The organism is Vibrio sp. 1-2 (7-a) (genome assembly GCF_013048515.1).
In the GTDB taxonomy this organism is placed as follows: Bacteria; Pseudomonadota; Gammaproteobacteria; order Enterobacterales; family Vibrionaceae; genus Vibrio; species Vibrio diabolicus.
Genome location: NZ_VHSQ01000003.1, coordinates 193,890 through 215,362, shown reverse-complemented (window position 1 = coordinate 215,362; position 21,473 = coordinate 193,890). Strand labels below are relative to the sequence as shown.

At 44.1% G+C, this 21,473-nt stretch carries 22 protein-coding genes and 1 riboswitch; of the genes, 2 read left to right on the top strand and 20 right to left on the bottom strand.

The window, feature by feature from the left end:
- Positions 1-32 precede the first annotated feature (32 nt).
- The 8 genes from FKN08_RS11180 to FKN08_RS11145 all read right to left on the bottom strand — a co-directional run bounded on the left by FKN08_RS11180 (position 33) and on the right by FKN08_RS11145 (position 6,951).
- Entirely contained in the window at positions 33-464 is a 432-nt protein-coding gene (locus FKN08_RS11180) for a YccF domain-containing protein (RefSeq protein ID WP_005373685.1), read from the bottom strand.
- A gap of 224 nt (positions 465-688) precedes the next feature.
- Positions 689-1,621 carry a Gfo/Idh/MocA family oxidoreductase gene (locus FKN08_RS11175; RefSeq protein ID WP_170892128.1) on the bottom strand — a complete coding sequence of 311 codons (933 nt, stop codon included), beginning with the start codon at positions 1,619-1,621 and terminating at the stop codon, positions 689-691.
- Positions 1,622-1,744: 123 nt separating this feature from the next.
- Positions 1,745-3,400 (bottom strand): phosphoethanolamine--lipid A transferase, encoded by a 1,656-nt coding sequence (locus FKN08_RS11170; RefSeq protein ID WP_170892127.1) that lies wholly within the window; start codon positions 3,398-3,400, stop codon positions 1,745-1,747.
- 22 nt (positions 3,401-3,422) lie between these two features.
- A complete protein-coding gene (locus tag FKN08_RS11165; protein WP_047008094.1) occupies positions 3,423-3,779 on the bottom strand; it encodes a diacylglycerol kinase in 357 nt (118 codons plus the stop codon).
- Between the two features lie 142 nt (positions 3,780-3,921).
- Positions 3,922-4,314, bottom strand: a complete 393-nt coding sequence (locus tag FKN08_RS11160) for a hypothetical protein (RefSeq protein ID WP_047008095.1) — start codon at positions 4,312-4,314, stop codon at positions 3,922-3,924.
- A 117-nt stretch (positions 4,315-4,431) separates the two neighbouring features.
- Positions 4,432-5,727 carry an ATP-binding protein gene (locus tag FKN08_RS11155; RefSeq protein ID WP_047008096.1) on the bottom strand — a complete coding sequence of 432 codons (1,296 nt, stop codon included), beginning with the start codon at positions 5,725-5,727 and terminating at the stop codon, positions 4,432-4,434.
- On the bottom strand, positions 5,727-6,440 hold the full coding sequence (locus FKN08_RS11150; RefSeq protein ID WP_005396348.1) for a response regulator: 714 nt from the start codon (positions 6,438-6,440) through the stop codon (positions 5,727-5,729). Before FKN08_RS11150 ends, FKN08_RS11155 begins: the two co-directional genes overlap by 1 nt.
- 214 nt (positions 6,441-6,654) lie before the next feature.
- On the bottom strand, positions 6,655-6,951 hold the full coding sequence (locus FKN08_RS11145; protein WP_005396349.1) for an isoamylase early set domain-containing protein: 297 nt from the start codon (positions 6,949-6,951) through the stop codon (positions 6,655-6,657).
- Positions 6,952-7,235: 284 nt separating this feature from the next.
- Here FKN08_RS11145 and FKN08_RS11140 point away from each other — a divergent pair, with 284 nt between their 5' ends.
- Both FKN08_RS11140 and FKN08_RS11135 read left to right on the top strand, forming a co-directional pair.
- Complete coding sequence (locus tag FKN08_RS11140; RefSeq protein WP_170892126.1) at positions 7,236-7,616, top strand: hypothetical protein; 381 nt, start codon at positions 7,236-7,238, stop codon at positions 7,614-7,616.
- A gap of 83 nt (positions 7,617-7,699) precedes the next feature.
- Complete coding sequence (locus FKN08_RS11135; protein WP_104973481.1) at positions 7,700-8,299, top strand: thiol:disulfide interchange protein DsbA/DsbL; 600 nt, start codon at positions 7,700-7,702, stop codon at positions 8,297-8,299.
- Positions 8,300-8,369: 70 nt separating this feature from the next.
- Here the strand turns inward: FKN08_RS11135 and FKN08_RS11130 are convergent, their stop codons facing one another.
- The 12 genes from FKN08_RS11130 to FKN08_RS11075 form a co-directional block, all read right to left on the bottom strand.
- Positions 8,370-8,615 (bottom strand): hypothetical protein, encoded by a 246-nt coding sequence (locus tag FKN08_RS11130; protein WP_005373664.1) that lies wholly within the window; start codon positions 8,613-8,615, stop codon positions 8,370-8,372.
- A gap of 152 nt (positions 8,616-8,767) precedes the next feature.
- On the bottom strand, positions 8,768-9,211 hold the full coding sequence (locus FKN08_RS11125; RefSeq protein ID WP_170892125.1) for a DUF3429 domain-containing protein: 444 nt from the start codon (positions 9,209-9,211) through the stop codon (positions 8,768-8,770).
- A 10-nt stretch (positions 9,212-9,221) separates the two neighbouring features.
- Positions 9,222-9,767, bottom strand: a complete 546-nt coding sequence (locus FKN08_RS11120) for a glutathione peroxidase (RefSeq protein ID WP_161442656.1) — start codon at positions 9,765-9,767, stop codon at positions 9,222-9,224.
- A 104-nt stretch (positions 9,768-9,871) separates the two neighbouring features.
- Positions 9,872-10,528: a 3,4-dihydroxy-2-butanone-4-phosphate synthase gene (gene ribB / locus FKN08_RS11115; protein ID WP_170892124.1), complete on the bottom strand. Its 657-nt coding sequence runs from the start codon at positions 10,526-10,528 to the stop codon at positions 9,872-9,874.
- 113 nt (positions 10,529-10,641) lie between these two features.
- Positions 10,642-10,781, bottom strand: a riboswitch (FMN riboswitch).
- Between the two features lie 104 nt (positions 10,782-10,885).
- Positions 10,886-11,503 (bottom strand): hypothetical protein, encoded by a 618-nt coding sequence (locus FKN08_RS11110; protein WP_005373653.1) that lies wholly within the window; start codon positions 11,501-11,503, stop codon positions 10,886-10,888.
- A gap of 117 nt (positions 11,504-11,620) precedes the next feature.
- Positions 11,621-13,474 (bottom strand): MFS transporter, encoded by a 1,854-nt coding sequence (locus FKN08_RS11105; RefSeq protein WP_170892123.1) that lies wholly within the window; start codon positions 13,472-13,474, stop codon positions 11,621-11,623.
- Between the two features lie 147 nt (positions 13,475-13,621).
- Positions 13,622-14,380, bottom strand: coding sequence for a helix-turn-helix transcriptional regulator (locus FKN08_RS11100; protein ID WP_170892122.1), 759 nt, complete (start codon positions 14,378-14,380; stop codon positions 13,622-13,624).
- Entirely contained in the window at positions 14,381-15,019 is a 639-nt protein-coding gene (locus FKN08_RS11095; RefSeq protein ID WP_170892121.1) for an HD domain-containing protein, read from the bottom strand. It lies immediately after the preceding gene.
- Between the two features lie 261 nt (positions 15,020-15,280).
- The gene (locus FKN08_RS11090) at positions 15,281-16,558 is read right to left on the bottom strand and encodes a cytosine deaminase (protein WP_170892120.1); all 1,278 of its coding nucleotides are present in this window, start codon (positions 16,556-16,558) and stop codon (positions 15,281-15,283) included.
- 9 nt (positions 16,559-16,567) lie between these two features.
- Entirely contained in the window at positions 16,568-17,806 is a 1,239-nt protein-coding gene (gene codB / locus FKN08_RS11085) for a cytosine permease (protein WP_152815458.1), read from the bottom strand.
- A gap of 805 nt (positions 17,807-18,611) precedes the next feature.
- A complete protein-coding gene (locus FKN08_RS11080; RefSeq protein WP_005396363.1) occupies positions 18,612-19,958 on the bottom strand; it encodes a magnesium transporter in 1,347 nt (448 codons plus the stop codon).
- 112 nt (positions 19,959-20,070) lie between these two features.
- A complete protein-coding gene (locus FKN08_RS11075) occupies positions 20,071-21,393 on the bottom strand; it encodes an AarF/ABC1/UbiB kinase family protein (RefSeq protein ID WP_170892119.1) in 1,323 nt (440 codons plus the stop codon).
- Positions 21,394-21,473 lie beyond the last annotated feature (80 nt).

Here is a 21,473-nt window from a genome sequence, read left to right as displayed (position 1 = left end):
GCCCAGAGGATAGAAAGTATATTGGCTGTTTGTTAGCGGTTGATATTGTACCGAGCCATTGCAGCTTCTTCTGACGACACAACCGTTTTACCAATTGGTGCGAGTGAAATAACCGCAAGCTTCAGGTGTTGGAGTGCAAACGGAATACCAATGATGGTTACAAAACACGCTGCGGCGGAAAGTACGTGACCGATTGCTAACCAAAGGCCTGCAAAGACAAACCAAAGGACGTTACCGATAACGCCTAGAGGGCTCGTACCAATGTCCATTTCATTGGTCAATTCATCGCGTGAAATGGCTTCTTTTCCGAATGGGAAAAAGGAAAAATTACCCATAACGATACACGCACGCCCCCAAGGTATTCCGATGATGCTAATAAAGGCTAAGATACCGAAAAACCACCATAGCAACCCCATAAATACGCCACCAAATACAAACCAAATGATGTTACCGAGTGTTCTCATTCTATTTCCTTTACTCTTGAATGTGATGATGCTGGTTCCTGAGGGGATCGTAATGTAAAACTAAAACCACCAACCGATCCGTTAATGAACGTGAGCCGTTCCCTCATTCACTTGCTTGATAGAATAGCCGCATAAGTATTAACAGAGAATGAATGACTCTCTGAAGCTACGTTTGTTTTAGTATAGAGCGTAATACTCGATTAAGCACATAGCCAAGAATTAAGCTACCTAGAGGTAACTTTCTCGATATATTGACAAATTTGCTCTGCTAACTGATGGCTAGCAATGTTGCGTTTCACTACTTCACTAGCGATTTTTCCAGATTCAACGACGTGAAACCAGTCGAGCAACATCGCATGGAAACCTTTGCTCGTCAGCATTGGCGTCCAATCTTTCAAATTGATTTTTTGCTCTTGGTTCGCTTGCCATCGTTTCCCTTCAACGAAAGAGTCGAATTCCACTGCTTTGTTAGCATAACAAGCTTGAACGCGCTCCACAGTCACACCGAAGTGACGATTCATCGAAGCGTGGAGTAAAGTATCTCCGTGTTGCCACTGAATGTCTAAACGCGCCAATTGGGCACCCTCAAGTTGATGCGTTATGTAAGCCTCTTTTAAATCGGTCTTGGCTGTCACGTTAATACTGTCTAATGGGTGAATAAAATCATCAAATATAAAGGTACGAATATCGCCTGGTAGTTGGTGACGGTTCTTTTCCCAGCGTAGCGATTTTAGGTCAGAAATGTTGCCTTGCTGTACCTCTGGCATGTGTTGGTTGTATAGCGGAATATGACGTCGGTTGAAGCCCACATAAAGTGGTTGTTTTTCTTTTTCGGCAATATCGTACAGTTTTTCCACGTCATCAGCATTGTCCGCTAATGGTTTGTCGACAAAGGTTGGGATTCCATGTTGCAAAAAGAATGCTGCGATTTGAGGATGTACGCTTGTTGCCGCATGAATCATGACAGCATCTACGCCAAAGTGCAGAAGCTGCTGGTAGTCTTGACAGGTCTCTGAGATTCGATATTGCTTAGCCAGACTCTCAAGTGCATTTGCGTTGCGGGTACAAAATACAAGTTCGATATTTGGAAGCTGAGTGATAACGGGAAGGTATGCTTTCTGAGCAATATCTCCTAAACCAATAATACCAATTTTCATCCTAGTCCTTATTTCGATGTATGGATGGCAGGTTGTAGTATAACGCTTGGCAAGCTGATGAGTTTAAATGCCTTGTTAGAAAAGAGCCTGACTCACATTTTGAGTCAGGCTTTGTTGGTCCACTTAGGAAGTCGTGCGGCAATCTTTGAATATATCCAACTTGCCGTCGTAGGCTTGGGTTTGTACATCCATAACGCCTAATAAAGAGTGGAACACGTTATCATGTGAGTACTGGCCTGCCTTTTGCGCTTCATTCGACAAACAGTCGGTGTTGATTTGTTTCACTTGCTTAAAGCCGGAAGATAGCCACATGAGCAAAGGAACACGTTTTTGGAAGTCTGGTGCAAGGCCGTAAGGCATGCCATGTAAGAACAATCCGTTTTCGCCTAATGATTCACCATGATCCGATACGTAGATGAGAGCGGTATTATATTGAGACTCTAATGCTTTGAGTTTGTTGATGGTTTCTGCCAACACAAGATCAGTGTAGCGTATCGTATTGTCGTACGTATTCACGATTTGTTCGACGCTACAGTTTTCTATATCTGCACGTGGGCAGTCTGGTTTGAAAAACGCTTTGTCTCTAGGATAACGCTGGAAGTAGGTAGGACCATGACTTCCTATAAGATGCATGGCGACAACGCGATTGCCGTGCATATCCGCAACTTCTTGATCAAAGTGATCTAACAGCGCCATATCGTAACAGGTTTGACCGTTACACAGAGGACTTGCTTGCTTTCGGTTCACTTCAATTTTCTTGATCTTGTGGGCGACTTCTTTGTCTCCGCCATCATTTTCTTTCCAGATTAGGTCAACTCCAGCGCGCTGCATGATGTCGAGAGCATTATCTTGGTTATCTGCCTTGGTCCGTTCAAACTTGCTTCGCGTGAGCTGAGAAAACATGCAAGGCACAGATACTGCAGTTGCAGTGCCACAAGACGCAACCTCTTGAAATGAAATCACATCCAGCTTACTGGTGTAAGGGTTTGTCTCTCGCTTATAGCCATTGAGTTGGTAGTTCTGCGTTCGAGCGGTTTCTCCGACAACAAACACCAGTAGTGTCGGCTTGTTCTGTGCTTGCTTTACTGCGCTATCTGACTGCTTTGCATCGATTCCAATCTCGCGGTACGGTTCTGGCGTGGTGAAGTATTTCTCCTTTACATACCCAGTCGCGCTGTAAACGAATTGAGTGGGAATAATGATTTTTTTCAGGTAGCTGTTATTGCGACCGACAGATGCATAGTCTTGGTAGTAAACACTGGCAATAACAGCAATTACTGCAAGAGATGACAACATCGACACCAACTTCGTGAGAGAAAAATACAGCAATTGGTGGCGCTGAGATTGCAACTTGACCTTATAGACAATCATCGCAGGGACGCCCCCCATAAGTAGCGTCCAGATTACAGAATAAGTACTCAGGTAAGAGCTTGCCTCGCTCGAATCGGTTTCAGCAATATTAGCAATCATTCCAGAATCGAAAAGCGTGCCATAGTTGTAACTTGCGTAGCTCACCATACTCGAAATTATGAGCAAAATAATAAAGAATGGCTTTCCAACCCAAGGCCAACTAAATAAGTTAAAAAGGAAATTGAGCGCGGCAAGAAAGAAAATGGGTATCGTAATAATAAAACCAATTTTGACATTATCTAGGCTTGAAAAAATACCATTCAGCTCTTTGTAAATAGGAATATTTACAACCAGCGCGAAATAGAATGCCAACAAGAAAGTAAAGGTAACGTACGAGATACCTTTTTGTTGCAAATTATGTGTCTTCATAAGTAAATGTCTTGAATCAAAATTAGAGCAAGAACGAAGCCCAAACAAAAAGGGCAAGAGTTAGCGCAACAAATACTGCAGCCGAGCCGATATCTTTGGCTCTACCACTGAGCTCGTGCCAGTCATCGCTAACACGGTCGACAACCGCTTCTATGGCGGAATTAATAAGTTCGACGATCAGGACCAATAACAGGCTACTGATCATCAGTACTCTTTCAAATGTGGTGACTGGAAGGAAAAAAGCACAGACGGAAAGCACTAAGGCTAGAATCAATTCTTGTCTGAAGGCGGCTTCGTATTTCCATGCGGCTTTCAATCCCTGAAATGAATAGCCGGTCGCATCCATGACACGGCGTAGACCTGTTTTACCTGGCTTCAAAATATGACCTTACTACAGCTTAATAATTTAGATTGTGCATCTATCCAAACGATGAAAGAGACTAATCGTTCTTGCGTGAAACATTTGTGAATGGCGTTCATCACACAACGATATAGGGTTTGAATAAGAAAAAAGAGTTGAATTAATCAAGGTCGTAGACGGTATAGCCTTTATTCTGAAGGCATTTTCGCAGTACGAGAGATTGTGTCTTGGTGGAGTCATTGCTTCCACTCAACGCTCCGGCCCCTGCTCCTACAGCACCGCCTGCAGCGGCACCCACAGCAGCCCCACCTATCCCGCTTTCTAGCGCTCCAGCTGCTGCCCCAATTAGTGCACCTGTAACTGCGCCATTAGCGGCTTCAGATTTTGCAGCTTCCGTTTTGTCTACGTTGTCCGCATACCCTTGGCAATAAAGAAAATCTTGTTCATATTTAGCAGGTTCAACATTGGTCATGTCGACAACAGGCTTTTGATTATAAGTACAAGCGCTAAGAGTAGAGGCAAGCGTCATAACCAGAATAAAAGGTTTGTACATGAGTATTATCCATTTGTTCTGTGAATTTATGGATTAAATGTACACTGTTTTATTGTTGGGCTCTGTCGCTGGAGTGTATTGAAGTGTCGTCTTCTGTAAAGGAGGAAAGACGTTAGCTTAACTGTCTGATTTTGGGAGACGAAGTGTGAAGCAAGCACCACCAAGTGGGCTATGAGAAATCGAAACCTCACCATGTTGAAGTTCCATTATCTGCCTGACGATCGCCAAACCAAGCCCAAATCCACTCGTGTTTTTGTTTCGGGACTCATCGGCGCTATAAAATGCTTCAAAAAGGTGAGGCCAATGCTGCTCTTCTATACCTATACCATCATCATGTACATGGATTAAGCAGCTTTGCTGATCACTTTTTATCTCAACCATAATTTGAGTATTTGCATATCGCATTGCATTGCGTAGCAGATTATCCAAGGCACGTTTTAGCAGTTTTGGATCGGCGAATGCGCGCGCGTTTTCAGAGTTTGTTTCATTGAGTGAGATTGATAATTTGGTCTCTTTTTGCCATCTCTGTTTTAACTCATTAACTAACTTGGTGAGCGCTACGTTTTCTGTTTGCAACGCCGTATCTGGGCGTTCCATTTTGGCGTAATAAAGCAGCTCTTCAACCATGTCTTCCATCTCGTCAATGTCCTCGACGATACTACGTACATGCTTTTTCTGTTGTTCGGTTAATGTAGAGTCCGATAACAAGTCAGCTTGCCACTGTAAACGAAAAATAGGAGTGCGTAATTCATGCGCAACTGCATTGGTCAGCATTTTATTGCTAGTGATCAGGCGAGAAACTTTGTCAGCCATCGTATTAAAGCTTTTGTTCAGCGTTCCAACCGACTTGGCGCTTGAGGTGCTTGCTCGTGCTTTGAAGTTGCCTGAAGCAAACTCGACCGTGACTCTTTCTAACTCACGAATTCGACGACTCAAAAACCAGATCAGCAGTATGCAATACAGAGCAAATCCGGCTAAAAAGAATAACCATACAATGTTGTCATCAAAGTTAATCGCCTGAATAACTGAGCTATCTGGATCATCGATCATTTTGAAAATAGGGGTGTCCGCATCTAGGCGGAACCATATATCCCTTTCTTCGTCGTAAGCAACGTTAACAGAGGTGTCACTTTCAAATGCTTTTCTGATGTCCTCTGGAAGTTCTTCGAGCGTGTGAGGAATCAACAAGCGATGGCTGGACGTGGCAAATTGCTCAAGCTGTTGTTGAGTGTATTCTAGTCCGTGCTCTTCGTAGATAGGATAGATAAGATCGTGGAAAGCTTGACCTTCTTGCTCTTGTAGCAGGTAATCGTAATCTGTGTTGATCTCATAGACTAAGAATTCGTAACCCCACAAACTCACCATAAATAGAATGATAAGACCGACAAAGCTTTCCAGATAAATCCGTCTCATTATTCATTCCATGCATCAGGCATAAATAGGTAGCCTTTGCCGCGAACCGTAATGATTTTTTGTGGAGAGCAAGAGGCATCGCCTAATTTTTTTCTCAATGTCACAATACGGTTGTCAATGGTGCGATCTGTACCGTCGTACTCAATACCACGTAGTGTTTTCGTTAACCACTCACGTGAGAGTGTTTTTTCTGCGTGTGTTGCGAGAACCCATAATAAATCGAACTCACCGTCAGTCAGCGCAATTTCTTCCTGGTTCATGACGCATGATTTACGTAATCGGTTTAAACACAGCACTCCAATTTGTAGACCGTTTTCGGACTCGGTAGAGGCTGCCTCTTTTCTTCTCAATAGCATGCGAATGCGTGCCAGCAGCACGCGAGGTTTGATAGGCTTGGTAACAAAGTCATCGGCGCCAATTTCTAATGCGGCGACGTGATCGAAGTCGTCATCACTCGCTGTCAGCATCAACACTTTGCCTTTGTAGCATTCACGGATTTGACGACATACGCTCAGGCCGTCTTGTCCAGGTAGCATCAAATCTAACAAAACCACGTCTGGCTGTGTGTCAATAATCGCTTCCGGTGCGTCTGTCCCGTTGTCGATACATTTGACCTGGAAACCTTGTTCAACAAAATACTCTCCCAGCATAGCTTGTAATTTGGGATCGTCTTCCACAATGATTAAAGATGGTTTGACTTGTTGTGCGTTCATTTGAGTGATGTATACAATATTTAATATCACTGGAACTTAAACAAATTTACGAATTATTTCAAATAAAGCTTTCTCAGAATAAGGTTATCGGATGAGTTGATTCGATAAATACCCCAAGTAATGATTCAAACTTAATCATTAATCACATTATGAAGAGGCTAAAAAAGGCGCAACTGCTGCGCCTTAATATGGAATATTAGAGTGAACTTACGTTTTATTCGGTGGTGCACACGACGCTGTTGTCGCTGCCAAAAGCATTGGGAACATAAGCGTCGGCTTGAGGATCGTTTTCCCACTTTGCATCATTGAGCAAGTAGCGGAACTGAACATTCTGCTCTTTAGGTAAGCGCGTTTTAAATTTAAATTGACGGCTTTTCTTCACTAACTTCATCGGTTCTGGCTGCCAGTTGTTAAAATCCCCAGCAATATGGATGGAGTCCCACTGGTCTTTATCTAGCTCGAACGTGACTTCAACTTCATCTTTTGTCTTAAAGAATCTCTTTTTAAGCATTGATCTTTCCTTGTTCGTACAAAAACTGTTCTAACTATTACTCGTGTTTCATAACGATTTCAAGTTTTATCGAATTGTCGCTGGTATCAGGTGAAGAACTATCTAAATGATGAATAGCTTAATCGCTATGAGTTCTTGTGAGAGGGGAGCGGTATTGAGAAGCCTCAAGGGTAAGGAACCGTTAACGTACCAAGTTTTTAGGCGAGGCGGAACTCAGAGTCCGTATCTTGAAGTCAAACCGTTATCATGTATTATCTTAAATCACCATTTTTGTTGATGTAGCTATGTTGAAGTTTAACCGTACATTGTTGACCGCGATAGTTTGTTTAGCCGCTATGCTTTTGAGCAGTGTCGCTCCTATGGCGAAGGCTTCAGCCCCGGTGAAAACAATTGAAGTACGCGATATTATTGTTCAACAGGCTGCTCTGCACAAACAACTTGGCGTCAATGACGACTGCGTAGAATCACATCACGATGAGTCAACTATCAATAAGGTGCAACAGTCTCACACGAATTGTAGCTCTTCCTGCATAGTCAAAATTCCCGCCAACTTATCTCAAAACGACTTACTGCTTCTTCCTTACAGCCTTGCATTGATTGATAGGCCTTTAGTCGAAAAAGTAGTGACAGTGATCACCAAGCTTTATCGTCCTCCGATTGTTTAATTCCTCATCTCAAATTACTTGGGGTTTCCCCCTTTTTACCAAATGAAATGATTTGGCATTTGAATGCCACAAGGAAATAAACAATGAAAAAACTACTTGCCTTATGTAGTGCACTTTTACTGACTTTTACCGCTCATGCAGCGCAATTTGAAGAAGGGAAGCACTACAAAGTTCTGGATGTTAAGAAAGCATCGAAACCTGTTGTGACGGAATTCTTTTCTTTTTATTGCCCACATTGCTACAAGTTTGAGTCGCTTATTGAGCGTTTAAAACCTGCTCTGCCAAAAGAGGCAAAGTTTGAAAAGGTGCATGTGGGGTTCATGGGCGGAGATATGGCGATTCCGATGGCCAAGTCCTACGCGACGATGGTGTCGCTAGGAGTTGAAGATACAATGATTCCTGCCATGTTTGCCCAAATTCATCAAAAGCGACAAGCGCCAAAAGACGAAGCTGAGCTGAAACAGCTTTTCATTGATAATGGCGTAGAAGGTAAGAAGTTTGATGCGGCGTACAACAGTTTCGCCGTAAACTCAATGCAGAAAGGTTTTGATAAGCAATTCTCTGCTAGCACGTTGAGAGGGGTTCCGGGTGTGGTTGTGAACAATAAATACATTGTTTTGGCCAACGAAATTCGTACTTACGACGAGTACAATCAATTAGTTAATTACTTATTGACGCTGTAACTATAAATAGCATTGAAGCTTAAAAATGGCGACGGTAGAGTCGCCATTTTTTATGCTTATCACTTTCGTATTATCTAAGAACGCTTGTACATGCTTGAGTCGGAACACTAGTCATAAATATGGCATGCGGATAAAACAAGCTAGCTGCAGTGATTGCAACATTACATGGCTGAGCAATCGTAGTTTTAATCACATTGGTAAGCACGGCACCTGTATTATTTACTGTTTGAGCGGCGGCTTGTTGTGCCTGGTAAGACACGCAACCTGTCGTTGCATTGATCATCGCAGTGCTAAACAAAAGTTTGCGAAAAAACATATTCATATCCTTTGTGAATGCTTTGAATTACTTATATGTGGATTGATTCATAAATGAAACAAAACAGTGTTCAAAATATGTGTGCATTCACGAAATGAACATTGTTTTATAAAAAGACGTTTTTTTGTGATCTTAGTACTGGACAGACCAGGTTATGAAACTAAAGCCAATCCGTGCATTACGATTACGCAGAAGGTCAGTTTGCTCCTCATTCCTTGATATCCCTTGGGCTCGGCGTCTTGTTCGACTTTCCTCACGAGTTTTTCTGCATACCAAACAGCAAGATACCCAATTGCTAAGAGTAGGGTAGCGACCGCGTAGTGTTTGTGACCCTGCAATAATGCGCCCCAAGCGAGTAAGACAAAAAGGTTGCTGAGAATTAATATATTTCTGCTAAGGCGGTGGTAGTAATGCTCAATGCCATTCCCCCAGAGTATGCCGGATAAAAAACTTAATATTACGGCACTGTAAGCGATGAAAAATTGCTGGCCACTTAAATTGAACAGTGAGATGTCAGTGAAAATCAGCCCTAAACTAAACACAAATGGAACCAGACCTAAGTAACCGAGTTGTAGCATGGTTGAGCGTGTTGTCATGGTCGTCACCTTACAATTGTTGCTCTATCATATTGGTAAGCGTAGTACTTGTCGGTGATGTGGAGCTTGGAAAAGTGGCAATAACTTTGCCTTCAGAGCTAATTAGAAACTTATAGAAGTTCCATTTTGGTTTGATGCCAGCTTGGTTAGTAATCTCGCTGAATACGGGGTTTGCATCTACGCCTAATACTGAGGAGCGAGCCATCATTGGAAAGGTGACCCCGTAATCGAGATAACAGACTTTCGCAGTGTTTGTTTCGCTTCCTCTATCCTGTCGGAAGTCATTGCTCGGGAAGCCTATAACGGTGAAGTTTTGGTCTTTGTAAGTTTGATAGAGGGTTTCTAACTGTTCGAACTGAGGAGTGAAGCCACACTGGCTTGCTGTATTGACGACTAGTAGTGTCTTTCCCTTAAAGCTTTCGCATAGATCGACTTCTTCTGTTGAGTTTAACAACCTTTGCTTACCTTGAAGAATATCAGGGCACTCAGATGCAAGAGCAAGCGAATTCATGGAGAGAAAGCTAACGAGAGCGGCGAGTTTCAGTAATCCTTTCATGGTGTTGTTCCCCTTGTTTTCAATAAGTATAACTACTCAAGTGCAAAGAGGATCGATCAAAAAAGCCGCACAAATGCGCGGCTTCTTTCAGAGCTGGGATTTAATTATGCCAGTTTTAACTCGAACTGATTGCGGTACATCACCATGTCTTCAATAGTCAGCACTGGCATGTTGTGCAGGCGACCAAACGCAACGATCTCTGGTGCTTTTGCCATCGTGCCATCTGGGTTGGTCACTTCACATAGTACGCCAGCGGGTTGAAGCCCTGCCATTTGCATCAGGTCAATCGTACCTTCTGTGTGACCACGGCGAGTCATTACACCACCTGGACGTGCGCGCAGAGGGAATACGTGGCCCGGGCGAGCAAGATCCTCAGGTTTCGCATGCGGGTTTGCCGCCGTTTTAATGGTCGTCACTCGGTCTGCTGCTGAAACCCCCGTTGTTACACCAACTTTCGCTTCAATAGAAACCGTAAATGCGGTTTGGTTTGCGCTGTTGTTGTTTACTACCATTGGAGGCAGTTCCAGTTTGTCCGCTTGAGCATCTGTTAAGCACAAACAAACGATGCCGCTACATTCGCGGATCATCAACGCCATTTGCTCGTTGGTGAGGTGCTCGATTGAATAAATGATATCGCCTTCGTTTTCGCGATCTTCATCATCAAGAAGAAGTACGCCACGGCCTTCTTTTAGAGCGATAAGTGCGTTTTCAACGCGAGTAATTGGGTCGCCGAATTCGGCAAGTAGTGATGACTGATTCATGGTTAACTCCTAAATTTCACCAGAATCAGGGCGGTATGAGAGATCGCCGTAAAATACGATCAAAAAGAAGTGCACCAGCACTCTTAGCAATCTGACTCGCTATGCTGGTGTATTCTTATTCTCTTTCATCCGGACTATAACCGTCGGCTCTGGCATCTCACCAGATCTGCTGACCTCGACGAATCGAGCGCTCGCGGGCTCACTTGAAAAGTATACCGCCGGTGGGGAATTTCGCCCCGCCCTGAGAACAATTAAAAATGTGCCACTTCATCCAAATTGTGAGGAAGTGGAGCTAGGATAGTACTGCGAACTGAATAGCTTGGAAAGTCGATTCCATCTGTATGATGGAAAAGTGTGCTATCGACGGAAATAATCTGTGCGAATAAAGTGATCAATCTGCTGCGGTACGAAGGTGTTGTAAATCAGGCTCGTATGCGTTTGCTTCACTTCGATATGATCTTGCATACCGTCCAGTCTTGTCTCTTCCACGGTAACGGTACCGTCCGACATGGTGTTGTCATTACGGATCAACAATGGGCGAGCGCCAATCGGCATCGTTCCTGCGATACTGCCGAGCTTTTGAGGGAAATCCCAAGCGTCATCATGTTTGTTTAATCCGTGGTGTGGCGAATTGCCTAAAATTGCACCCAATCCGAGATCTTGAATTCGACCTACAATGGACGCGCCTTTAAGAGGCGAACCGATAGCGACAACATGAGAGATTAAGTTAGTGCTCGGTTTTCTGTTGGCGAGATAGCGCTTAATCATCAAGCCTCCCAAGCTGTGTCCCACGAGCACGTTTGTGGTCAGTGGATTAAGCGAATGATCAATAGAATCAAACAGTGAAGACTCATCGATAGCAACAGTGTTATAGCTGAGTACTTGCGTTTCGTATCCGAGTTTTCTCAGCTTTTGGCTAAGAGGCTGCATGACCAGCCCATGCATATAAAGACCATGTAAGATGATGATTTTCATAATACCTCCTAGATTTATGACGTCGTAGATATCCTACTCTAATTAACAAAGAACTACTTGTGCTTTGTGGTGCATATTTACGTTTTGCTGCAAAGTTTGACTGCTGTAGCAAGCGACTCAGCCCAGTAAATCCTGTACTTGTTGTTGCAATTGATTACGATTTAAAGACGCAGGACTTAACACTTCACCGATAACAACATCCACTTTTGACCAAAAACGAGTCGGTCGTTTTGTGAGAGCATGTCCGCCTTTGTGGCTGAAAAAAGAACCCCAAAGCCCTTTTAACGCCATAGGGATGACAGGAACAGGGTTACGTTCAAGGATTTTCTCTACACCAGGGCGAAACTCACCCAATTCACCGTTAGACGTTAAACGACCCTCAGGGAAGATACAGACAACTTCACCGTCGTTAAGCGCTTGTTCAATCTGTTCAAATGCTCGTCGGTAAGTGTCGGCACACTTACGTGGAGAACAGATCGGGATAACACCGGCATGACGGAAAACATATTTAAGAACAGGCAGCTCGCTGATGGACTTGTCCATCACAAAACGAACCGGGCGAGTAGAGGTTCCCATCAAAATCAACGCATCGACATAGCTAACATGGTTAGCCACGATTAACGCAGCACCTTGTTCAGGAATATGTTGGCGCCCCTGTACTGACACACGATACATACAATGGCTGAGTACATAACTGATAAAGCGTTGTGTAAATTCCGGTACTTGACGATAGACATAGATTGCCACGAAGAAGTTACCTATTGCCATCATGGCAAACAGTTCCACAATAGAAAGCTCTAGTGCGCTGAGTACAACGATCGAAACCAAAGCAGACACCACCATAAACAACGCATTCATGATGTTGTTAGCAGCAATGGCACGTGCACATTCCCCTTTGTTTGAACGAGATTGGATGAACGCATAAAGAGGAACAATAAAGACACCGCCGCTTACACCAACAAGGAACAGGTCAATCATGACGCGCAGATGTTTGGATTCGGCAACGAAGCTTTGCACATCATAAAAGTGCACCGGAAGTGATGGATAACTTGGGACTGCCCATAGCAAGTCGACGCCAAAGACGGTCAGACCAAGGATACCGAATGGCAAAATACCAAGCTCAACGTGGTTGAAGGAAAGTTTTTCACACAACCAAGAGCCTGTCGCGATGCCAATGGAAAACAATGCCAACAGTAAAGAAACGACAGTGCTGTCTGCAAACAAATGTTCACGCGCAAAGTTAGGGAATTGAGTCAGGTAAGTCGCACCCATGAACCAAAACCAACTGATGGCTAGAATAGACATCCAAATGCCTCTCTGTTTTTTTGCCACTTTTAACGTGTTCTTTAAACCAGAAATCGGTTCAAATTTCGCTTTGTCAGTCGATTGGCTAGGCATCGTTGGAATATTCACACTGCTCATAAACCCAAGCAAAGACAAGGCAATCACGACACAAGAAGCAATCAAGGTACCATTAGGAATGGCTAGCAGTAGGCCTGCGCTTAGCGTACCGATAAGAATCGAAAGGAACGTGCCCATTTCAACCCAAGCATTTCCTTTAACAAGCTCATTTGGTTTGAGCGCTTGTGGTAGCAAGGCGTATTTCACAGGACCAAAATAAGCCGATTGAGTGCCTGTCATAAATAAAAGAGCAAGCATCAGCATGGCACTTTGGGTGGCAATAGCGGTTGCAGCGCAAGACATGATAGCCAGCTCGATGAGCTTTAGACGTCGGATTAATTTGGCTTTGTCCATGCTGTCAGCGACGGCACCAGCATGCGCAGAGAATAGAAAGAAAGGTAGGATGAATAAGCCAGCCGCCAAATTAACAAATAGATTAACGGATATTGGTAGGTTATCAATTTGGCTGTAAGTCACCATCAATAACAGAACGTTTTTGTAGATGTTGTCATTGAGTGCGCCAAGGCATTGCGTCACAAAGTAAGGAAAAAAGCGTTTTGAGAAAAACATGCTGGCCCCGATTAAACAAAGTCGAATGAGATAGGAGCACTTTATGCTCAATGAACGATTAAACCAGCTTTCTCTTTCAAGTGACGTTGCATGCCACCAAAAGTAACGAAATTCGTTACTTTAATTTTTTATTTGTTTATTGAGTTACTAATTTCGAGACTTATGAGTGGATTTTCTTTCCCATGGTTCAAACAGAGGGAACGTCCAGCGACGCATCGCAATAATCAGAGAGGTGCCGTGTTTCTCGTCCATATCGAGAGAGCTATCACTTTGGCAAGCCTGATAAAACTCATCGATGACCTTTTGCAGTTTCTGTTGCAGCTTCTTGTTGGTTGGTATGCTCATCAATCCTGTTGCCATGGACAACTGTTCATCTTCACCGGAAAAGTAGCTTTGGAAAAAGGCGTCTTGAACTTGCTGTTGGAAGAACCGTTGAATAGGGCCGCCCATCTGCCACTTAAATGTCGGAGATATACGCAAACGAATTTTGTTATTTGGCTGCAAGTCGATGATGTTAAGACGATCCAAATGAGCAAGTTTTTGCACCAGTTCCAACTCATTGAAGGTGTATTGCTGAACGATTTGTTCAAACTGATAACCATTTACAACACAGATCGCCACGAGTAGCAGGGCTTTATCGTCAACCAACTGCTTTTCTTGCTCTAACGTTAGCGACTCTAGACCTTTATTGTGCGCAGCCGCGAGCTTAAACAGTTCCGCCATTTCTAAACCAATCAATTGGCAAATTCGTTCTAAGCGTTCAAGGCTAATGTGTTGACCTTCAGCCAGTAACCGTTTGACGCTGCCTTCACTTAAATCAAGGTGTTGTGCAACATCGATGTAATGCAGCCCAGCTAACTTTAGCTGGCGTTTAAGCTCTTTAATTAACGTATGGCTTTCAGACATTTACGCTGTCACCTCGTCGTGTAATTGCTCTATATACGTTTGCATAAAGGCTTTGCGTTTTTGCGCTTCGCGTCTTGCTGACTCTGTGTTCATGGTTTCGGCGATTTTGAATAACTTGGTCTGGAAGTGATCCAGAGTGAATTGTTTGTCGTCGAGTTCTCGCTGTTGAGCAAAGATGTCTTTGTCATCGTAAAGTTGCGCATCAAACTCAGTGCTCACTTGTATACAGCGAGTAACGCCAATAGCACCTAATGCATCCAGCCGATCGGCATCTTGAACGACTTTTGCCTCCAATGTGTTGGGTCTGATATTAGCGCTAAAGCTGTGTGCTTCTATCGCATGGGCAATGGCATCATGGTATTGCTGCGGATAATCGATACTTTCTAAAAACGCGACCGCTTTTTTGGCTGCAATGATTGAGCTCTGCTTGCGGTTTGGATGATCTTTCGGATAGGTAAAACAATCATGTAAATAGGCGGCGGGAAGCACAATAGATAAGTCGGCGCCTTCTTCTACAGCCAGTTTTTTTGCAGTGTTTACGACCCGTTGAACATGGCTTATGTCATGCGCCGCATCGACTTGCATCTCTTGCTGCATAAATTCCAAAAATTGCGATTCTATCTGGCTTAATAAGGTCATGAGTTATATCTACAACTAAAGTGAAGGCAGAAGTATGCCGAACGCAGAGAGGAATTTCCAAGTTCAATAGTGTAATTGAGATTTAGCCATCAGAACCTTATGCAACTTGGTAAGTTTCGGGTCATCTTAAATAGCATTTTTGTGCGTTCGGTTGGCTACTAAGGTGGTAAGACACAGAACAGCAGTGACGTTTGCCAATAGCAAAAGGGCCTGATGATTTCGTCAGACCCTTTTTCGTTTTAGTCGGTATTTTTACGAACCTTAGCGCTTGAACGTCACTTGCTCTGCTTGTTCAAGATGAATATGAGTCGTCGCAGGCTGTGTCTCTGCAATGACTTTACCGTGACGAACAGAGTAGCGAACCGGCACTTGGCGACGTACTGCGTCAAAAACATTTTCTGCAGGAAGAATCAGTAAACTACCTGGCTTACCTGTTTCAATGCCGTGCTTGTCTTGAATGTTCAGTGTACGTGCTGAATTGGTGCTGATCAGATCCAGTGAGTTGTTGATTTGGTCGTAACCCATCACCTGACACACGTGCAGACCCATATGCAGCACTTGCAGCATGTTTGCAGTGCCTAGTGGATACCATGGGTCGAATACGTCATCGTGTCCAAAGCAGACGTTGATGTTGGCATTCAGCATCTCTTTTACTCGTGTTACGCCACGACGTTTCGGATAATCATCAAAACGGCCTTGTAAGTGAATGTTCACCAGAGGGTTTGCCACGAAGTTGATACCGGACATGCGTAATAAACGGAACAGGCGAGATGCGTATGCGCCGTTGTAAGAACCCATCGCTGTTGTGTGACTGGCCGTGACTTTACCTCCCATATCGAACTTGTGCGCTAATGCTGCCAGCGTTTCAACGAAGCGAGATTGCTCGTCATCGATTTCATCACAATGCACGTCGATCAGACGGTCGTATTTTTGTGCTAACTCGAATACGTAGTGCAGTGATTCAATGCCATATTCGCGTGTGAATTCAAAGTGTGGAATCGCGCCAATAACGTCCGCCCCCAATTTGACGGCTTCTTCTAGCAGCTCTTTGCCATTTGGGTAAGAGAGAATACCTTCCTGCGGAAACGCAACGATTTGGATGTCTACCCACTCTTTCATCTCTTCACGCACTTCTACCATCGCTTTTAGGGCAATTAGGGTAGGGTCTGAAACATCTACGTGAGTTCGAACGTGTTGTACACCATTTGCGATCTGCCATTTTAAGGTTTGTTTTGCGCGCGTTTTCACGTCTTCAATCGACAGCATTTCTTTGCGCTCAGCCCAACGTTCAATACCCTCAAACAATGTGCCAGAGATGTTCCAGCTTGGCTCGCCTGCGGTTTGCGTTGTATCTAGGTGGATGTGCGGCTCGCAGAAAGGCGCCACCGCCATGCCGCCTTCAGCATCGATGGTGTCACCGTTGTGATTAAGCTCCACATCGTTGCTTTCAATGCGCTTGAATTGACCATCTTCAATCAAAATTTGCTGTAGACCTTCTTGTCCTTTTAGCGTTACGTTTTTGATCAGTAGTGTTGTCATGATGGTTCCTTACGCTGGCTGTGTAGCCAGTGCTTTTTTGTTAAGAATAGGATTAAGAATCAGGAAGCTAATTGCGCCGCCAAGTACAGCGTTAATCGGTACCACGCCAGGAAGGAAGTGTCCCGCACCAACGCCAATCGCTACAGCGATAATGCCAGCCCAGTTTACGCTTTGGAACTGGGCGGCTTCAAAGTTTGCGTAGCGCTTACGGTTCGTGAAGAAGTCAGCGATGATCACGCCGCCAACCGGTGGAATTGCCAACGATAAGAAGGTTAGCCAGCCAACAAAGTTATTGTAGAGCCAGAGAGCGCAAAGTGTGCCAACAAGCCCGTTCGCCATCGAGATGTATTTACTTGGTAAGCCAGTGATGTTGGAAAATCCAAGACCCGATGCGTAGAGCGCGTTGTCGTTGGTCGTCCAAATGTTTAACCCAAGTACGATGATGGCAGGAATCAATAAACCTTGCGCAATCATCACTTCAGAGATGTCTGATTGACCAGTCACCGACGCACCTGCCGCGCCAAAGATAAACATTAACGAGTTACCGATGAAAAATGCCACCATGGTGATCATTACGGCGCTGCGCGGCTTTTTGCCAAAGCGCACGAAATCTGCCGTTAATGTACCAGCACTGACAAAAGAGCCGACAACCATTGCGAGAGCTATTGAAAAATCGAGTGGCTCGGTTGGTTGAACCTGTTGCAGTTCGCTTATACCGCCAACACTATTTACTGCCTCGATGACAGAGTAGCCGCCAAGTAGTGCAATCGCGGGAACGGCGATTGCTGACAGCACCATCAGTGCGGAGATGCCAAAGTAAACGGTCGCGGTCATGAGCAAACCGGAGACAAGGATCAAAGTATTGGTATCGATGCCCGTTGCTTTATGCACCGGAATCGCAAACATCGCGACACCAACTCCAAACCACCCAACTTGAGTACCGCCAAGAAGAGCAGAAGGAAGCCAAGAGCCTTTAGAACCAAAAGAGAAACGAGCAAGAAGGTGAGTAGAGAGACCAGTAGAAGCGCCGATGTAACCGAGGAAAGAAGTGTAAATACCGAGGATTAGGTTACCGATGAGAACAGCGAGGAAAAAATCATTAAAGGAGAGCCCAGTACCGAGAGAACCCCCTGTCCACATACTTGCGGAGAAAAAAGTGAGTCCTAACATCACCATGGTTAGTGATGCCACGCCTTTTCTGGCCGTGTTGGGAACTGGTCCAAGACTGTAGTTATTGTCTCCAGCCATTATTACCTCCGCACATTGAAATATTAAATTATAGCACCTGGTTTTCAGGCAAACGGCGCGTATTATCGTGATGTAAATTTAATAGTCAATGATAAAATTGCAATTTAAACGTTTGCTTGATTTTTGGTGTCTGTTTTTTCTTTTAATAACAATTGTTTGGTTTTTAAGTTCTAAAAGTGAAAAGTTTATTTTTACGTATTTTCTATGATTTATAGACAGGTTTTCTATGTGAAATGAATGTTTTGAATTGCTATTTGTTTTTATGGATTAAATTTATCTATAACTCTGGATTGTTCAGTCGATTTCTATGAAAAGAAAACGATTTCATGATGAGATTTTTGGTTTGGACGTTATTTGTTCTTTTTTGGGGTGTGTTTTCTTGGTTTTATTTTATGTAGGTGATTTGTTTTTGTTGAAGCTGGTATTTCTAATGGTTTAGTGGGCGAATATTTGAATTTTATAAACAGTAAACAATCTGTTGTGGGCAAGAAAAGTACAACCGAGCTCGGTCAGAGGATAAGAGAGCAATAGCCACATAAAAAAAAGGCCAACCGCAAAGAGTGCGATTGGCTTATATACATGTGAACAAAATCAAGTTCACTAACAACGTCAGTTGGCTAGGTGACCCTCGGCTTAAGAAGGGTCGATTTATATAATGCAGTTACTGTGCCAACTTTAATATGCCCTAAAATACGTAGTTTCTGTGACATGCGTTGCTTAAAGTTTGAGTTTGTTTGCAATTTGCAACTGCGTTATGCAATTTGACTCTATTATGCTAATGATTGATTAATAAACAGTGGACTTTTTAGAGCATGACTAAACTCGCCGTCCCTAAAAAGGCGAAAAAACCAACCACATCTGTCACTGTTGTTAGAATCACCGAGCCAGCCAAAGCAGGGTCCAATTTAAACTTATCCAAAATAATGGGTATCAACACACCAAATAAAGCAGCGGTAATAATGTTGACGATAATGGCCAGCGCGATGGTTCCGCCTAAAACTGGCGATTGGAACCACAATCCGGCTAACCCGCCGATGATTAGCGCCCAAGCAATGCCGTTCAGTGAGCCTATGCCCAACTCATTTTTTAAGAATTTGAATCGGTTACCTGGGGTAATCTGATTAAGCGCCATCGCACGAACCATTAGAGTCAGCGTTTGGCTGCCTGCAATGCCACCCATCGATGCAACAATTGGCATTAGTACGGCCAAAGCCACCACTTGAGCAATCACGTCTTCAAATAGCCCGATAGTGACAGACGCTAAAATTGCAGTCAGCAAATTGATGCCCAGCCACACGCCGCGTTTTTGCGAGCTTTTTAATACTGGCGCAAACAAGTCATCGCCTTCATCCATACCAGTACCGGCCATTAAGCGCGCTTCGTAGATTTCACGTTGCGTACTTAATGCAAATTGCCAATCGACTTCACCAATCAGAGTTTGGTCTGCATCAGTCACAGGTAGAGCGGGCAGTGTGCTGTGCTCTAATGCTTCTACCGCTTCGGGAAGCATCATCTTACTGTCTAGCACCGTCACCGCTTCAATAACGAGTGTTTTCAAGCGAGTATCAGGATCACTACGTAAAATTTCGTAGTAATTGACTGTCCCTCGATACTGTTTATTACGGTTGATCAGGTAGACTTGTTGAGGTGTGTCGTAGCTATAGCGCTCCATTAACTGCTTAGCCGTTCCAATCGTAATATTAAAGGGCAGGGTGATGATTTTACGCTCAGCCCAGTGGCCGAGTTCTTCATCTTCATATTCGTTTGCCTGATCGTAAAGCTCTAACTCATCTTTTTCGATTAACGCGAGCGCTTCGTTGATGATCGACTCAGGCAACGAATCCGCCCATTCGATCAGCGATAAGTTATCAAGTTTAGCGAGGGTGAGTTTTAGCTCGACTTCAGATAATGCATTGATGATAGAAAAACGTACGTCGGCACGCATTTCCGTTAACACGTCGATATGCAGTTCTAGTGGCAAAGCTCGCCATAAGCGAACACGATCATCGATTGGAAAGGCTTCTAGAATTAGGGCGACTGCGCCAGGTTCGAGACCCGCTTCAATAGATTCATTGAGCGTTGCGACTTGATCCGCTTCTTCGGCTTGGCCAATTTGCTGGATTAGAGTGGAGAGATCTTGAAACTTGCTCACCGAGTACCCCGATAGTTAATTCGTTTTATGGAAGTATGGCATGTTATTGAGATGCACAACTATGCATCTTAACCTTGCTCAAGGTACTTGAAAGTAACAGAAAAACAATAGGCTATTCGCTGTTGATAGTGAGATATGGCTGTACCAATTGGCGAATGTTCACTTTTGCGCCAATTCTCGCTGCGAGCAAATACATTCCACCAATTTTACGATGTAAAAATAGGGCATCGGCAGGTGGGGTATGCCAGTACTCTTGTTCCATGCTCAAAATAGTGCCAGCTTCGCGAAGTTTTTGCGCTAAGCCACTGGCTTTAAAATCATATGGCTCATCAACCAACATGGGTTCACATGCCATTTTTACTAAATCGAGAATCGCTTGGCGCTGGTCAGGTAGGATGGTTTGGCTGAAGAAGCCAATTTGTTCAAGCGCGTCATTCAAGCCTTGTTCGTCATTATTCATGACGGACGCAAAAGCTTGGCGATAGCCGGTACTGAACCGTTCGCTGTATTCGCGAGTTGCACCGAAATCTAACAAGCCGATTTGGCGAGTACTTTCAATGTACAAGTAATTGGCGAAGTTAGGGTCGGTTTGCACCATCTTGAATTCGAACAGCTCTCTGAACAGCAATTCGAGCAAACTGTGCATGACAAAATCTCGCGTACTTTGATCATAATGTTCGATGTGTTCAATGGGTACGCCGTCAATAAACTCCATGGCGAGAACGGAGTCTGAGCAACTTTCAGTGTGAATCTTTGGTACGACAAAATGAGGATGCTCCTTCAAAGCATCATGGTAACGAATCGCAAATTGCGCTTCTCGGGTGTAATCGGCTTCATCATGCAGTTGCTTTTTCGCTTCTTCGAGCAATCCTTTGTAGTCGACAGACTCGGGAATCAACCCAACGACCTTGAGCAGTGTACCGACATTATCGACGTCGCTATCAATACTTTTTCGTATGCCCGGATATTGTACTTTGACGGCTAGGTTATCGCCCGCATCGCTGTAGGCTTGGTGCACCTGTCCTATTGATGCACTGGCGATTGGTTTGAAGTTAAATGATAGAAACTCAGCTTTCCAACTCGTTCCTAGCGAACTTTCCATGACTCCGTTCAGTTGTTTTGCAGGCATTGGGTCTGCGTTGGAGCGAAGGCGGGAAAGAATATCGGCGAGTTCAGGTTCTAAAACATCACCAGCATCCATTGATAGCATTTGACCAAGCTTCATTGCAGCGCCACGTAGGTGAGCAAGTTGGTCTGTCAACCGTGCGATGTTTTGTGGCGTCAGCAAGAGGTCTTTCGCTTTTGGTTTATTGCCTTTGGCAATTTGTTTCGTGCCTTCTGCAATCACATTGCCTGCGACACGGGTAGCAAGTGAAGCGAACTTGCTGAACCTTGAGATACGATGGGTAGGTAGGCTTCTTTCCTTTGCCGACATGAATCTTCTCCGCTGTTTACTAACTAATTGTTATACGGGAAAAGGATGTGTTTGGATACAAATGAAAAAACCGCCAGCGA